At 63.6% G+C, this 15,270-nt stretch carries 11 protein-coding genes; 6 read left to right on the forward strand and 5 right to left on the reverse strand.

What is annotated here, in order from left to right:
* Positions 1-159: 159 nt before the first annotated feature.
* The gene (gene cgr1, locus ACW4QM_RS00310; protein WP_302223471.1) at positions 160-891 is read right to left on the reverse strand and encodes a cytochrome c-type protein Cgr1; all 732 of its coding nucleotides are present in this window, start codon (positions 889-891) and stop codon (positions 160-162) included.
* Between the two features lie 33 nt (positions 892-924).
* Positions 925-2,631: an FAD-binding protein gene (locus ACW4QM_RS00315; protein WP_302223470.1), complete on the reverse strand. Its 1,707-nt coding sequence runs from the start codon at positions 2,629-2,631 to the stop codon at positions 925-927.
* A 311-nt stretch (positions 2,632-2,942) separates the two neighbouring features.
* Here ACW4QM_RS00315 and ACW4QM_RS00320 point away from each other — a divergent pair, with 311 nt between their 5' ends.
* From ACW4QM_RS00320 to ACW4QM_RS00330, 3 genes are all read left to right on the forward strand, one after another.
* The gene (locus ACW4QM_RS00320) at positions 2,943-4,436 is read left to right on the forward strand and encodes a helix-turn-helix transcriptional regulator (RefSeq protein ID WP_302223467.1); all 1,494 of its coding nucleotides are present in this window, start codon (positions 2,943-2,945) and stop codon (positions 4,434-4,436) included.
* Positions 4,437-4,797: 361 nt separating this feature from the next.
* The gene (locus ACW4QM_RS00325) at positions 4,798-6,168 is read left to right on the forward strand and encodes a hypothetical protein (RefSeq protein WP_288219973.1); all 1,371 of its coding nucleotides are present in this window, start codon (positions 4,798-4,800) and stop codon (positions 6,166-6,168) included.
* An 88-nt stretch (positions 6,169-6,256) separates the two neighbouring features.
* Positions 6,257-7,438 carry a pyridoxal phosphate-dependent aminotransferase gene (locus ACW4QM_RS00330; protein ID WP_302223465.1) on the forward strand — a complete coding sequence of 394 codons (1,182 nt, stop codon included), beginning with the start codon at positions 6,257-6,259 and terminating at the stop codon, positions 7,436-7,438.
* A 155-nt stretch (positions 7,439-7,593) separates the two neighbouring features.
* On the opposite strand, the gene ACW4QM_RS00335 is transcribed toward ACW4QM_RS00330, so the two are convergent.
* Positions 7,594-7,848 (reverse strand): hypothetical protein, encoded by a 255-nt coding sequence (locus tag ACW4QM_RS00335; RefSeq protein ID WP_302223464.1) that lies wholly within the window; start codon positions 7,846-7,848, stop codon positions 7,594-7,596.
* 9 nt (positions 7,849-7,857) lie between these two features.
* Positions 7,858-9,654 carry a LuxR C-terminal-related transcriptional regulator gene (locus ACW4QM_RS00340; RefSeq protein ID WP_302223462.1) on the reverse strand — a complete coding sequence of 599 codons (1,797 nt, stop codon included), beginning with the start codon at positions 9,652-9,654 and terminating at the stop codon, positions 7,858-7,860.
* A 217-nt stretch (positions 9,655-9,871) separates the two neighbouring features.
* Between ACW4QM_RS00340 and ACW4QM_RS00345 the strand changes: the two genes are divergently transcribed.
* Both ACW4QM_RS00345 and ACW4QM_RS00350 read left to right on the forward strand, forming a co-directional pair.
* The gene (locus tag ACW4QM_RS00345) at positions 9,872-10,471 is read left to right on the forward strand and encodes an iron-sulfur cluster assembly scaffold protein (RefSeq protein ID WP_114548661.1); all 600 of its coding nucleotides are present in this window, start codon (positions 9,872-9,874) and stop codon (positions 10,469-10,471) included.
* Positions 10,472-10,473: 2 nt separating this feature from the next.
* Entirely contained in the window at positions 10,474-11,601 is a 1,128-nt protein-coding gene (locus tag ACW4QM_RS00350; protein WP_256156614.1) for a hypothetical protein, read from the forward strand.
* A gap of 456 nt (positions 11,602-12,057) precedes the next feature.
* On the opposite strand, the gene ACW4QM_RS00355 is transcribed toward ACW4QM_RS00350, so the two are convergent.
* Positions 12,058-14,217, reverse strand: a complete 2,160-nt coding sequence (locus ACW4QM_RS00355; protein ID WP_022739251.1) for an aldehyde ferredoxin oxidoreductase — start codon at positions 14,215-14,217, stop codon at positions 12,058-12,060.
* A gap of 303 nt (positions 14,218-14,520) precedes the next feature.
* On the opposite strand from ACW4QM_RS00355, the gene ACW4QM_RS00360 reads away from it, so the two are divergent.
* Positions 14,521-15,264 carry a 4Fe-4S binding protein gene (locus ACW4QM_RS00360; protein WP_114548663.1) on the forward strand — a complete coding sequence of 248 codons (744 nt, stop codon included), beginning with the start codon at positions 14,521-14,523 and terminating at the stop codon, positions 15,262-15,264.
* Positions 15,265-15,270: the final 6 nt, after the last annotated feature.

The raw sequence follows: 15,270 nt of genomic DNA on the forward strand, positions 1-15,270 counted from the left end.
TTTCCGGATCCGGCGTGAATAAAACTCGCGTTTCGGGAACCGATGCGGCTAAAACACGGTTTTCGGGCACTGCGCAAGCGGTTCTTCTACCTGGGAATATGCAGCATTTCCCCAGATAAAACGCAGTGCCGGAATTGCTTGTTTTAGATGGCTTCGCCCCTAATCCGCGACGGGAGCTTTCACGCCGCTAAGCTCATTGGACTCCCTCATGGAGAGCCACCCTTCAGGCACCTCGGCCTGGGCGTGGCACTGAGTGCAGTACATGACCGAAGCGCGATGGGCCTTGTGACAGGTGGTGCATTCCAGCTCTTCGTGATGGGCCCAATGGGGGTTGTAGGTGCCCATGTCAGCGGTCTTCTCATACAGATCGTCGCGGGTGAGGTTGTGGCAGGCCTCGTTCAGGCACAGCTCGTCGGCGTCGCGGCCCGATGCCTTCGTCAGCTCGCTGGCGGTACGCTCGACGAGCGGGAAGTTGTAGTTGCCGGCGACCCAGGCTGCGCCCTCGCCGATCTGCTCGCTGAGCGTGGGCACGTGGCAGTCCATGCAGTCGTTGCCGAGCTTGCCGTGATAGGCGGCGAGCATGGTGCGCGGATCGGCCACCTCGTTGCCCCACTTGTCGGTGGCGGGGCTGTTTAGGTCGGATTCGTAGGTGGTCAAGTAGTTGTCCATGGGGGTGTGGCAGATGGCGCCGCAGAAGCTGGGCTGCTCGTGCCAGACCCACATGCCGACCCCAGCCACCACGAGGATGGCCGCCACCACGGCCGCCACCACGGCGGTGCGCCGTCCACGGCGCTTGGGGGCAGGGGAGGCGCCGGCGGCCTCGGGTGTGCCGGCGATAACGGGGTCGTGCTCGGTGGCCGAGGCCGTCGTGGGGTTCTTCTCTTCGCTCATGGTAATCGCTCCTTTCAGCAGGTGGGCTAGGGGCTAGGCGAGGTCGCCGGCCAGCAGACGGGCCACATGACGGCCCTCGGTGCAGGTGCGGCCGCAAGCGCAGGCCACGATGTACTCGGGGTAGTTGTCGGAGTAGAAGCAGCCAGACACGTCGCCGGCGGCATAGAATCCCTCGATCACCGAGCCGTCAGCGGTGAGCACCTGCATGTCCTCGTTGATGCGCAGGCCGTCCAAGGTAGTAAGCAACGCACCCCCGAACCAGCAGCCGTAGAAGGGCGGCTCGATAATCTTCGAGAGGCGGTGGGGCTCCTTGCCGTAGTCGGTATCGACGCCCGACTCCACGATGTCGTTGTAGTGAGCGATGGTGTCCATGAGGCGCTGTTTCGCTTCGCCTTCAAAGCCGAGCAGCACGGCCAGCTCGTCCAGGCTGTCGGCCTTCTGCATGAGACCTGTGCCGCCATCCATGGCGATGAAGTCGTCGAGCGGCATGCCCATCTGCATGAAGGCGGTGGTGTAGGCGGCGCAGCCCGTGGTGCCGAAGCGCAGGATGTCGTCTACGGCGTTGCCGTCGAAGATCTGGCACCATACGCCGCCGGGCTGGTAGCTGGCCGCATTGCACAGGGTGTCATAGGGCAGGCTTTCGTTCACGAAGCGCTCGCCCTTGCGGTTCACCTTCAGGAAGGGCTGGCTGCCGATGTTAAGCTGGTAGTGGGTGGCGGGGAAGTGCTCGCGCCCATCGGCGTCGGTCACATAGCCGCAGTCCACGCCGGCGGGCACGGCGCCGCGATCGAAGATGACTGGCGCGCCGTTCACGTCCTTTATGCCACCGGCCCAAAGTCCTGCCCGCAGGCCGTAACCGTCGCAGCGCGGCGAGTAGCTAGCGGCGGTACAGCAGGCGGGGACGAGCGGCAAGTTCGCGCGGATCATCTCGGGGTTGGCTGCGTAGCCGCCGGTGGCCAGCAGCGTGCCCTTGGCGGCGTTTACGCGCACGAGGCCCTCGGGCGTGGCGAACACGGCGCCGGTGACGCGGTTGCCGTCGTGGTCGAGCTTCACGAGGTCGTAGTTGTAGCTGATCTCGTGCCCGGCCTCCTGGATGTGCCACTCCAGGATGTCGTTGCGCATGGGGTATTCGTAAGTGGGGTTGAAGAAGTGCTCGATGGTGGGGGCGAAGTAGTAGGTGCCGCCAGCGGGATGATCGGCCTCCATGGGGGTGACGCCGAGGGTCTTTCCGTTGGCCTCCATGATGGGGGTGATCCACTCGATCATCTCCTTGCCCTCGCGAAGCCAGGTCTTGATGACGCGCTGGTCCACGCGGCCCGAAGCATAGCGCGTCAGCTCGTTGAGCACCCTCATCTCATCGACTGGATCGGCCACTTCCAGGGCGTACTTGGAGTTGATGGCGCCCACGTACTCGCGGGTGTCGCCCACGCTCGTGCCCTTCTCGGCTACAATGAAGTCGAGGCCGAGGTCGCTCGCGGTGCCGGCGGCCATCATACCGGCGTTGCCGGCGCCGATGATGAGGAAGTCGGTGTCGCGGGTGTCCACAATGTCGGCATCGGCCACAGCGGGTTCTTCGCCGAGCCAGTAGGTGTGGGCCTCTTGCGAGGCGGTTTCGGGGTGCGGGGTTTCCTGGGGGCGCGGCGCGCAGCCGGCAAGCGCCCCGGCGGCAAGCGCCCCGGCCCCGGCCAGCATGCCGGCCTGCAGAAAGCCGCGGCGGGAAAGTCCGGATGAATCGGTCATGGTGAACCCTCCTTCGTTCGGGGCCGGTCCCGCGACGGGCGCCGACCGCATGGTGGATGTCTCTCTGGCTACTACCTTAGAGCTCAAGCATCGATGGCGCCCCACATCGTCGGGGCGGTTTTTCGCAATTCGTCGGAAAAGGTGCAGGGTGGGACATCCCACATTCAGAATGCGGGGCGCAGATGGGGCTTCCGTGGTAGGATGGGCCGGCCAGATTAGCGCGCGCGACAAAGAGGGGTGTTATGGTAGACGAGGTGCGGCCGGCAGGCGAGGCGGGGGTTTCCTCCGCAAGATCGGGCGAGAGCGCCCGAATGGCGGCTTCAGTGCGGGTGGCCGCGGCCATCGCCTGTGCCCTGTTCAGCTTCCTGGCTACCAATGGCAGCATTTACCCGGGCTTGGTGTCCATTGATCCGTGGGTGCGCGAATGGGCGACCCTGTTCGGGGTCGTGGTGCTCGCGGCCCTCGTGGTCGTGGCGCGCCATCGCCCCGGATGTCTGCATCCGCGCTTGTTCAACGGCATCGCCCTGGTGTCGGTGACGGGCTATCTTGTGCTGGACAGCTGCGGCTTCGCCTGGGCGAGCCCCGGTCTACTGCTGGTCGGCTCGTTGCTGGATTCCCTTGCCGAGGCGTGGCTGTTCGTGCTGGCCTATGTGGCCTTCGCGCAGCTGGAGGCGGCGCGGCGGCCCGTGGTGGCCATGACGGCGTGCCTGTGCGCCTACCTGCTGCAGCCCTGGGCGAGCGCGCTTGGGCCGACGGCCGCCGTGGCGGCCAACGCCGGCTGCTTCGTGGTGCTCTTCCTCTGCGTGCGGCCGCTTGTCGCCCGTCCGCTGCAGGAGGCCGCGCGTTCTGAGCCGCAGGCCGAGATGGCCGTGGCGAATCCCCAGTCGTTTCTGCCGACGGGCCATTTGCTGTTCGTGACCATCTTCGTGTTCAGCATCGCCCAAGGTCTCGTGATAGCACTGCCCGGCCCCTTCAACGACGCGCCGGCCCTGCCGGTGGCCTTCATACCGCTCGCGGTGATTCTCGTGATGTACCTGGCGCGGGGGCGTATGCCCAACGCCGACGGCCTGTTTGCCCTGTGCGCTTTGCTCATCATCGCCGGCATGTTTCTGCAGCCGAGCGATCGGGTGGTGTCGGGGGGTGTCGCCTCGGCTTCGAACACGCTCATTGACGCAGGGGCCTCCTGTTTCAACCTGCTGCTCGTCCTGCTCGTGGGGAGCATCGCCGGGCGCAACCGCGTGACGGCGCTGCCCACGGCGGCGCTCATGCTGGCGTTGTACTGGTCGGGGGTGGGCGTCGGTGCTGTGCTTGGCAACAGCGCCATGACGCTGCTCGGCTGGACCGAGGAGGCGCTCGTGTGGACGAGCTTCGCGAGCGCTATGGTGTTCGTGGCGTTCTGCTTCATCGTTTTGAAGAATGTGAGCTTCGTCGAGGCTATCGGGGCCATCCGGTCGCCGGAGCCTCTGCGACCTCCGGCCGTGATGGAGGTGCGTGGGCGCCGCGATGGAACTTGCGGCGAAGGTGCGGAAGCGACACGACCTGGTAGGGAGATGTCGTCCGGGATGTTTGCTGGGGTGGCCTCGATCGAGGAGAAGTGCGCAGCGGTGGGCGCCGAGTATGGACTCACGCCGAGGGAGGGAGAGGTGTTTGCGCTTTTGGCCCAGGGGCGCACGGTGGGTGTCATTCGTGAGAAGCTCGTCATATCGCTGAACACGGCTCGCTTTCACACCAAGAATATCTACGTGAAGTTGGGGGTTCATTCTCAACAGGAGCTTATAGACGTTGTCGAGGGCTTTAAGCTCTGACAAGTGTCAAGACGCAAGAAACCCCGCTGCGTTTCAAGGGCTTTCGCAGCGGGGTTCTCACCTCAGAGAGTCCTGCGGAGGGCAGCCGCAGGGAATTCGGGCGGTTTGCGCCCTGGAATTAGCGGATGATGATGGGCCAGTCTCCCATAATGGGCCTCCTCTGGTCGCTCGCGTATTCGCTGACCTCACTATAAAGGCCCGCTCTTCAATTATCAATATCTAAATTTCTGATAATAACTTTGGTACAAAATAATAATAACATTCTCAATTATAACTATCTTTAAGATCAACTTCTGATAATAGGAGATTCCGAAGCTGATAGAATGGGAGCGAGAGGGCAAGCTCAAGGAAAGGCGGCGCGATGGCGGGAAAGTCTGCGATGCGGGGAAAGACGGAGGCGATGCCGAAGCGACTCTCCGTGGATGAGCTGGTGGCCTTTATGAGCCTGCCCATTTTCCACGAGCTGCGCACGGCGGTGGACGTGGGCATTCTGCTCTTCGACGACTTGGACGACTACGATCTTCCCGAGGGCTACTCGAAGGAGGATATCTGGCGCATCCTGCTCGCCGTGCGCAAGCAGGCCGCCGTGTTCATCCCTGAGGATCCGGAGCGCACGGCCGACATGTGGATGGTCACGACCAGTTCGCTGTCGTTCAACACCGAGATGCTGGAGGTGCGCTCGAAGGAGGACTCCTCGCTGGCGCGATCGCTCAAGGACATGCAAGGGTCGCCGTTCGTGACGCGCTTCATCGAGCGCACGCTGGTGCGCGGCCTGGCGGACGAGGGCATCGCGGTGGACGAGGAGCGGGTGCACGAGCTGTTCGCGGGGGCGCCCCCGCTGACGTCTCTCGATCAGTTGGTGGCCAACTACTTTCGTCTTTCGAGCGATTGCGACAGCTTGGCGCGGCGCGCGGTGACCCACGGGCTCATCGAGACGCTGTACTACGAGCTTTCCGAGGGGGTGGATTTGTCCGAGCTGCCCGAGCGGGTGCTCGCGCCGTTGGATCCGCGCTTGGCGCCCCCGGAGTCCCAGGTGCTGATGGATCTGGTGTGCCAGCGGGCCTGTGCCGCAGGGGACGACATGCGTTTCGGTCCCGTATTGCGGCTGCTCAACATCAGCTGGTTCTTCCGCTACTTCAACGTGCTGCCGCGCCTGAACGTGCTCGTGGGACTGCTTTTGCGGAATATCCTGGCGTTGAAGTGGGGTTTTCCCGTGCTCAGCTGGATACCGGAGGGCTTCGATCCGACCTTGGCGGAGGCGCCGGTGGATGCGGCCCGCTACGAGGCGGTGTTCGAGTCGTGGTCGACCGACTACGGTTTCGGCTTCGATTTCACGCCCTATTTCGAGTTGAATGTGTGTCTGTACCTGCGCGAGCTGGAGCGGCTGGCGGTTTCCATCACCTATCTCGAGCAGCTCAACGAGCAGATCGAGCGCATCTTCGAGTCCCATATCAATGCGCGCCAGAAATCCATCCTGGTGGCGCTGTGCCGCGAACCCGGGGCTCTTTTGCGCATCGCGCCGCATCAGCGCAGCTTCCGCATCGCCTACGGCACCGCCCGGGCCGATTTTCTGGGGCTGGAGCGCGAGGGGTATTTGGTGCGAGAACAGGAAGGACGCGCCTTCGCGTTCCGCGCTCATCCTGGCTTGCAGGAGAAGATCGTCCAGCTGGGGGCCGCTGTGGTCGGCTCGGCGGAAGCGAGCCTGGGGGAGGGCGCCGTTGTAGTATCCTGAGGGGGAACTGAGAATCCGACTGGGCTTAGGGCCAATGAGGGCCAGTCCCCGCGCGCGGCGGCTGGCGAGAGTGTGCGAAAGGACTGCCATGATCAACGAGAAGATGTACGGGCTGGGCGATGAGCCGAGTGCCATCCGCGAGCTGTTTGCCTACGGGATGGCGCGCAAGGCCGAGATCGGCGCCGAGAACGTGTTCGATTTCTCGATCGGCAACCCTTCGGTGCCGGCGCCCGATTTGGTGCGCGAAACCATGCTGGAGCTTCTGGACATGGATCCGGTGACCCTTCACGCCTATTCGCCCGCGGCGGGTCTGCCCGAGGTGAAGGAGGCCATCGCGGCGTATCTGTCCAATCGCTACGACACGACGGCGACGCCGGGCCATCTTTACCTGACGGCCGGTGCCGCGGCGGCCTTGGCTTCATCCATTGCCGCTGTGACCCAACCTGGCGACGAGGTGGTCGTGGTGTCGCCGTACTTCCCCGAGTACCGCACCTGGATCGAGGCGGCCGGCTGTACCATCGTGGAAGTGCCGGCGGCGGTTCCGAGCTTCCAGCCCGACATCGAGGCGCTGCGCGCGGCCATCGGGCCGAAGACGAGTGCCGTGATTATCAACACGCCGAACAACCCGGTGGGCGCCGTGTACACCCGCGAGAGCCTTGAGGCCCTGGCGGTCATGCTGCGCGAGCGTGAGGAAGCGCTGGGACGTCCGCTGTACCTCATCAGCGACGAGCCCTACCGCGAGATCACCTACGGCATCGAAGTGCCCTGGGTGCCGTCGCTTTATGCCCGCACTATCGTGTGCTACTCCTACTCCAAGGCGCTCTCGCTGCCCGGCGAACGCATCGGATGGGTATACGTTTCGGATAGCGCCGACGACGGCGATGCGGTGGCGGTGGCCGTGGCGGGCGCGGGACGGGCGCTCGGCTACGTGTGCGCGCCGGTGCTGCTGCAGCGCGTGGCGGCCCGCTGCGTGGGGGAGCCGTCGGACGTGGCCGCCTACGCGGAGAACCGTACGGCCCTGACCGAGGGACTCTCCGCGCTCGGCTACGAGTACGTGGAGCCGGACGGCGCCTTCTACCTGTGGGTGCGCGCCCTGGAAGAGGACGCCCAGGCGTTCTCGGATCGCGCGAAGGAGTACGAGCTGCTCATCGTTCCCTCGGACAGCTTCGGCGTCGGCGGCTGGGTGCGGCTGTCCTACTGCATCGCCCGCGACACCATCGAACGCTCGATGCCCGCATTCAAAGCCCTGAAGGAGAGCTACGAGGTTTAATCGAGTTTCACTTCGCTAACGCAGTTCACGCCAGCGCGCTGGGCAGCTGTTTCGGAGGTGCGTTTTCTGCTGACATCATTTCCAGCGCATTCTAAAGGTGCTCAGGGAAGTGGGAGCGACGCTCTAGACGCCTTTCGCCATCTCTCGAGGTAAAACTACTTGCCCGATTTGCGGTGGGCGAGCCAGAAGAAGCCGGCGCTGGCGACGATGAGACCGGCGAGGGTCGCCACGCGGCCTACGCTGGGGTCTTTGTAGCCGATGGCGAAGACGCCGAGGCAGAAGGCGGCCATGATGGCGCAGAGAATGCCGAGCCAGCGCAGGTAGAGAGCGGCTTCCTGTGGGGCGCTCGAGCGTTGCGGCGCGATCGGCTCGCCGGTACGATTCGGGGCTTGGGGTCGTTTCTCTTCCAACGTTCGGCCTCAGTTTCCGTAAGAATTGAGGTACTCGAGGATTTCCTGGCGCGAGTGCATGCCGCACTTGCTGTAGATGCGCTTGATGTGGCTGTGGGCGGTGGCGGGGGTGATGAACAGCTCTTCGGCCACCTTCTTCTGTGTGTGACCCAGCGCGTAAAGGGTGAGCACATCCATCTCGCGGCTGGTGAGCAGGAAGTGCTCGCCCATGCGCTCAACGTTGCGGCGCATGGAGTCGGACAGCTCGCCCATGGAGAACGGGGAAGGGATAGGGGATGGCTCCAAGGCGGCCGAGGCTGAAGAGGCGAGAGGCGATGGCATCGTCGCCGAGGGGGAAGACGAAGGGGCGGAGGCGAGAGAGATCGAGGAGGGGTCGATCTGGAGAAGCTGCTCCCGGATAGCGGCGCATTCCTCGTTGCAGCGGATGCACTGGCGTGCCTCGGCAGCCTTCAGAGCCTCGGAGGCTGTTTGCTGGGCGGAAGCCTCGCGCTTCGCGGCGTTGAACACGACGCTCTGCAGCGTTTGCTCAGCTTTGGCCAGCGCCGCTGCCGACTCGGCCGCATCGGCTTCGGCTTGGCGCGTGACCCGCTCGTTCTCGGCTTCCAGACGATCGTTCTCTGCGGACGACTCGCCGCGCTCGGCGTGCATGAACTGCACGAGAACCACTTGGGTGGAAATGAGGACAAGAGCCCCAAGCAGCGAGTTGATGAGCAAATCGTTGCCGGCCAACGGGTAAGTGAAGTACAGCAGCATGCGGGCGAGGGAACGCGAGCCGAAACAGATCACCCAGCCGCCCATGGCGTATACGTAGGGGTCGCGGGTTCCGAAGCTGGTGAAGGCGATGATGACGTACCAGCAGTAGGCGCAAATGACGATGTTCAACGTGTTGACGGCCACGGCTCCGATTTCCCAGCGATAAGGGAAAGCACCGAACAGAACGAGGCTGAGAGAGGCCAGAAGTGCCATGGTGATAAACGCGTCCACGGTCATGACGCGCTCGCGGCGGCGCACGACGAGGAACATGAGCAGGGCGCATATCAGCATGGAGCACAGGGCGTAGGCCAGTCGCGAGCCCCAGGTGAAGGAGATGGGCAGCCCGTCGGGGTAGCCACGGAGAAAGCCGTCGACGAATCCCAGAAGCGCCATGCCGACGGCGCAGGCGGCGAGGAATCGGGAGTCCTGGATGTTGCTGCGGGCGAAGGTGAAGAAGGTACGGGCCCGGCGGTGCGGCCGCTCCGTGGGGTGCTCGGCGCGCAGGCCGGCCGGGCCGAGGAAGGCGAACTGAGCCACGATGAGCGCCATGCCGATGATGTTCTGCGCCCGGGTGGGCAGAAATGAGAGCAGGTAAACGATGCCGACGCTGATAAAGAAGGCCGAGAACACGAACAGGGCGGCCGTCACTTCGTCGGTGCCGCGCAGGCAGCGCAGCCAGTAGAACATGCACAGCGACAGGGCCAGGGTGCTGGCAATGCTGAGGGCGAAAGCCGTGGCCGCAAGAGTTTGGTCGGTGCTGTCGAGCAGGGAGAGCGCCATGGAGGCTCCGGCGGCGACGATGATGCTTCCCACCATGATCCACTGCACGGCGGTAGCACCGAGCTCGCGGCGAGACCGCGAGAAGATGAGCAACGCTACGATGAAGAGCGCGCAGGTGACAAACATGGAGCCGTCGGTGAAGATGCCGTCGTCAGTGGAGGCGTAGCTGCCGTAGCACGCCACGATGAGAGCCGTGCGTGCGCAGATGATGCCTGCGAGCATGGGCCAAAAGGCCTTCGCGCGGCTTAGAAGTCCGCTCACGACAACGCTCATGAATCCCCCTTTCGCCCGATGCATGTTCCATCATGGCTTTCCCGCGATTCCCCATCATAGCTCTTTTTCCGACTTGTGCGCGGGGAATCTTGGCTGCGGCGAATCTGCCGAGGGAGCCGTTACGTTTCCGCAATCTGACATCGCCTGAAAAAGGGGAGGGGCGCAGCGGAGGTTCTGGTAATCTTGCAGGTGGACAATCGAAGAAGAGGAGGAGCCCATGAGCGAGGGTCGCGACATATACCACGAGCCGAAGCAGAAAGTGCTGCTGCGCACGGCCGATGTGTACCAAACCGAAGTGGACGACGAAGTGGCCGGATACTCGGACAAGCTTCTGGCCATTGTGGCCGACTACCACAACGGCGGTCGCCCCGAGGGGATGAACGCCCAGGCGATGGTCGGTAAGTCGAAGCGCGGCGAGGTGGCGTTCCGCTTGTTCGGACGCATCAATCCCGAGACGCGCGTCATCGAGGCCGCCGGCTTCAAGACGCGCGGATGCCTGGCGATGACGGGGTGTGCGAGCGCCACCTGCTCGATGATCGAGGGGCGCACCTTCGACGAGGCGCTGGCTCTCACGATCGAGGATGTGCGGGAGGCCGTGGGCGGCGTTCCCGCTGGAAAGGCGAACACACTGACGTTCTCCGTGGAGGCGGTGCGAGCGCTCATCGGCGACTTCCTCGCACGGGAGGGGGCCGGTCTGGCCGAGCTTGATGCGGTGGTGCCCTGCGACTCCTACAGTGTCGCCTGCCTGATGTGCGAGCACTGCTCGCTGCGCGATACGCGCACCGACCTGTTTGTGGCGGCCATGGACGGTGAGTAGCCGTGCGCGAGGAAGACGAGATCCGCGCTGCGGTGATTGAGTTGGCCCGCGCCCAGGCGGCCGGCGAGGACATCGCCGACGCGCTGCCCCATGGCGAGGCTCTGGCCACTGCGGGTGCAGCGGCCGATGGTGAGGTCGCAGATGACGCCCTCGACCCCGAGCAGGCGCGTCGGGAGGCCATTCTGGCAGTGCTTGACGTGGTGCGCGCGGCCTCGCGGGAAAGCCTCCTATCGTGTCCCTGCGAATGGGAGGCTGCCGGTCTGGTGCCCCCGTCGATGATGCCCGAAGACTTGGAAATGGCCGTCTACGATGCGCTTATGGAATTCGGCGATCCCAACGGCTCGCGCGATGCGGGCGACGTGGAGGGCCCCGATGCCGGAGGCGCACCTCGCCGCGCCGCCAACAAGCACGTGAAGTCCGCCTTCTCCTCCTCCAACGGCCGCCCCGTGGGCGCATCCCCCTTCAAACGCAAAGCCGTCTCAGCGGATGCGGCAGAGGTTGGGACGGAGCGATCGGCGAAGGCGAAGCCGAGCGGAGAGGCTGAGTGCGTCGATCGGGCGAGCTCCGCGACAGAAGAAGACGTCCGAGGGGCTGGCGGGTGCCCTGACCGAGCGAGTTCCGCAGCGAACGAAACAGCCCAGTGGGCTGTTTCGCAGAGCGAGGACTGTTTGAGCGAATCAGGGTACCCGCCAGCCCCGCCCCAGGAGACTTCCAACCAGATTCCCGAGGAAGACCCGCATCCCGAGTTCGCGCACATCCGCCTGCTCATGGGTGCCGAGAGCTACTACCTCTACGACGATTCGGCCATGACCGACGCCTACGCCCGCTGGGCGTTCCTCGCCGCTGAGGACGACCCCGTGGCCACCTTCATCGAATGCGTGCGCGAGGAGTCGTCGGTCTACCCCCGCCCCATGGCGCGGGAGAGCTTGGCCAACGACCCGTTTCGCATGAAGGCCGAAGCGGTGGAGGCGGCCTTCGCTGAGGCCCGCGCGCAGGGTCGCGCCGACGACATCGAGCGCGTGGAGGCTTCCAACGGCGACGTCTACTTCTATTCCACGACGTATTTGACTCCTCGCCGCGCCCAGGCCCTCGCCGAGTGGGACGCCGTCGAGCGCATTCGCAACGTGTAAGACTTGCCTGCCCAAGCCTCGGCGGTTCAGTCTGTGAGCTGCGCTGTCGAAACCGTAGCTCGACCCGTATTTTTGTCGCGCTTTTCAGATGAGTTGGACATTTTTGTGGGTCGGGCTGCGGTGTTTTAGGCGACTAACTTTCCAAAAGAACAAGAAATACCTGTTCAGGGCATCGGGCTTGTTGTTCGGGCGAAGACGACCCGCAGCCCGAGAGGCAAAAATGTCGTAGGCGCTCTTCTCTGATGGCAAAAACACGCCTCGTGCTACGGGTGCGTGCAAAAAAGGAGCCCCCGCAACCGGTTTGCGGGGGCTCCTTTCACGAAGGGGGAGCTCCTTCGGAGCTCGCGTTAGAAGGGGTCGGCTATCAGGTGAGGTGATGCCGCTTGGGAGGGGCGACCGAGGTCGCCCCCTACGGATCAGCCTTCAGCGCAGATTGGTTTCGCTCTGCGCATCTCCCTAGGCGTCGGGAAGCAGGCCGAGGGCGGCGAGGTCTTCCTTCACGTCGGGCATGTCGTAGTAGTCCAGGCACTCGGCCGTCGGGCAGCCCAGCTCGGGATCCCAGCCAAAGCATTCGTACATCATGGTGAGGGCCGTTTGGAAATCCTCTTTGTCCATCTTGTTGGTGCCCTCGGTGAACACCTCGATGTCCGGATCCATGGTGAAGGGCCACTCGGTAACGACGTCGTGCACGTTGCGGAAGTCATTGGTACCCATTTGCCCGTTGGCACCCACCATGCCGCGCGCGGTGTTGGCTCTCTGCAGCGTGGTGATTTTCGCACCCATCTTGTACAGGTCTTCCGTCGTCACGTCTTCGCCGGTGACGGCCTTCATGAATTTGGCCTCCAGATCCAGGTCGCCGCGATAGTCGCGAGCCTTCGTGGGGCTCATCGTCATGGGCCATACCCAGTTGCACAGCGTGAGCGAGTCGTGCAGCACGTCGGTGACGATGGACCACCAGGCGAAGTTCGCTTTATACTCATTCATGGGGGTGTAGTTCTTGTCCGGATCGATGGCGCTCGCGTCGCCCCACACTTCGGCCGCGATCTGCTGCTTAAGCTCGAAGGGCAAGCCGCAGCCCTGGAAGTTCACGGCAGAGTGGATCATGTCGTCGCGGTTGAAGACCATGTTATAGAGCAGGCCCACCTGTCCGAAGCACTCATGGGCATGGTGCACCGGCCAGCCGCGCACGTTGATGAGCGTGGAAGCGGGGGTGTTCCACCAGTCTGGATCGTTCCAACGCTCGGTCCAGACGATGGGGCCGTGGCCGATGTAGGCGATCTCCGAGTCGTTGGCGGCGATCTTCGCCAGAAGGGGCGGCACCATGGAGGGGTCGTTATTCTTGAAGCCCTCCCAATTGATTTCCGCGTACTCCTCGGGGGGCAGCACCTTCTGGAGCAGGCCCGTAGCATAGCAGTGGGCGATGTCGCGGTAGATCTGCCCGTAGTTGCACCACAGGCCCAAATCGTCCATGGTGGAGCCGAATACCTGATCCCAGATGAGGGCGTCTTCACTGCCGGCTTCAACGGAAGTGTTGTCGCCTAAAATCTTGATCATGTAGTTGGTGAACGGGAAGTTCGGCACGCAGGTGTTGCCCGTGATCTCGTAGCCGCCGTTGGCCGCCGAGGCCGGCACACGCAAGTCGGAGTAGCAATGGATGGGGCAACTGTGGCAGCCGTCCATCTTGATGGTGTACTTCTCGGCTTCTGGGCCTTCGTCTTTGAAGGCTTTCATGCAGCGGTAGCCCACGGTGTTGATCTCGCCGGGCTTCGGCTCGCCGGTGTCGATGGGGCCGCCTTCGGCCAGCGCCCAGGTCAGTCCCTTCTGGGCCGTCCAGCGGCTGCCCTTGTCGAAATACTCGGCCCACTCCTGCTGGGTGGAAGGTACGACGTGGTTGTTGTTGGAGCCGACGATCTCGCGCAGCATGTAGTCGGACAGGTCGGCCACCTCTTGCGGGTCGGCCACGTAGATGGGCTGGCTACCGCGCACGACGAGCGCCTTCAATTTCTTCGAGCCCATGACGGCGGCGGCTCCAGCGCCGGCGGAATGGTTGCGGGAATTGATGATGCAGGCATAGGGCAGCAGGTTCTCGCCGGCAGGGCCGATGGTGGCCACGCAGAAGTCGGTGCCCTCCTTGCGCGAGAGCGCCTCGGTGGTGGCGCGGGTGCCCTGGCCCCACACTTGATCGGCGGGCTTGATCTCAATGTCGTCATCGTCGATCTTCAGGTAAACCGGTTCGTCGGAAGCGCCCTCGATGACGATGGCATCCCAGCCGGCCTTCTTGATGGCCGCACCGATCATGCCGCCGGTGTGGGCGTCAACAACTTGATGATCGGTGGTATAGGTGGAAAGAGAGGCGATGGTGGTGCGGCCCGCCAGGGGGACACCGGTGGCGGTCAGAGGGCCGACGGCGAACACGATCTTGTTCTCTGGGGAGAGCGGATCGGTGCCGGCGGGCACTTCGTCGTACATGATCTTGTTGGCTATTCCCATGCCGCCCAAATACTCTTTATAAGGGTCGGTGGGCGAGACAGAAACGGTTTTGTCGGTCAGGTTGACGCGGAGGATCTTACCGGTCCAGCCATAGGACTTGTTGGGATCCAATTTTGAATCAGCCATGATGAAGCTCCAAATCTCTTCGTGTACTCATGTTGCGTGGTACTAGGTCGTCGATCTGGAGTAATCGTCGCGTACGAGTATAAGGGAGGGCAATTTTGTCCCCCTCCCCTCAATGAGGGGATCTTTTTCAACGGAAACATGACGGCTCCTCTACGGTCGGGTGAGGAGAAATCAAACGTTCGGTAATCCCCCTCAAAGAGGGTACACAGCTTCTTCATTCATGACTATGATGCCCTCTGTTGCGTGGCGTCGCGATCTTGAGTTCTCTCTGAGACAAGCATGAAGTTACAAGGGGGAGTTCAAATGTCTGACACCCAGAAAAATGAAACCGTGGCCACCGAGCAGCCGCCCGCGGCCCCGGTGTCCGCTACCGAGCCCGGCTCTGCGCCGGCCTCCGAGAAGAAGCAGCCCTTCTTTACCCGTCGCACCGTGCTCGCCATGACCGGTTGCGGCGTTGCCGGCCTGGTGGTCGGCGGCGTGCTCGCCTCCTGGGGCGTGACCACCGCCTCCATTGCCTCGGGCCGCATCGAGCTGCGCACCACTCCTACGAAAATGATCGTCACCGACCGCGCTCGCTGCTCCGGCTGCCAGCGCTGCGAGATGATGTGCACCCTGAAGAACGACGGCGCGACCCAGCAGTCCATCGCCCGCGTGCGCGTGTGGGACAACTACAATTTCGGTTCCGGCGTCGATACCAACGACGGCATCTTCGGCAACTGCCAGTTCACGGTCGCCTCCTGCAAGCAGTGCGTCGATCCGCAGTGCGCCAAGTACTGCCCCGTCCATGCCATCCACTCCGATGAGGAGACCGGCGCTCGCGTTGTCGACGAGGACGTGTGCATCGGCTGTGGCATGTGCTCTGCCGCCTGCCCTTGGAACATGCCCCACATCAACGCCCAGACCGGCACGTCGACCAAGTGCATCTCCTGCGGTCGCTGTGCCGAGCAGTGCCCCAACGGCGCCATCAAGTTCATCGATTGGGAGGATATTGCCCAGAAGGCCATCGACGAGGGCGTGGTTTCCACGGTCACCATCGTCGAGGCTTAAACGATA

It is taken from the genome of Adlercreutzia sp. CNCM I-6207, from assembly GCF_977072305.1.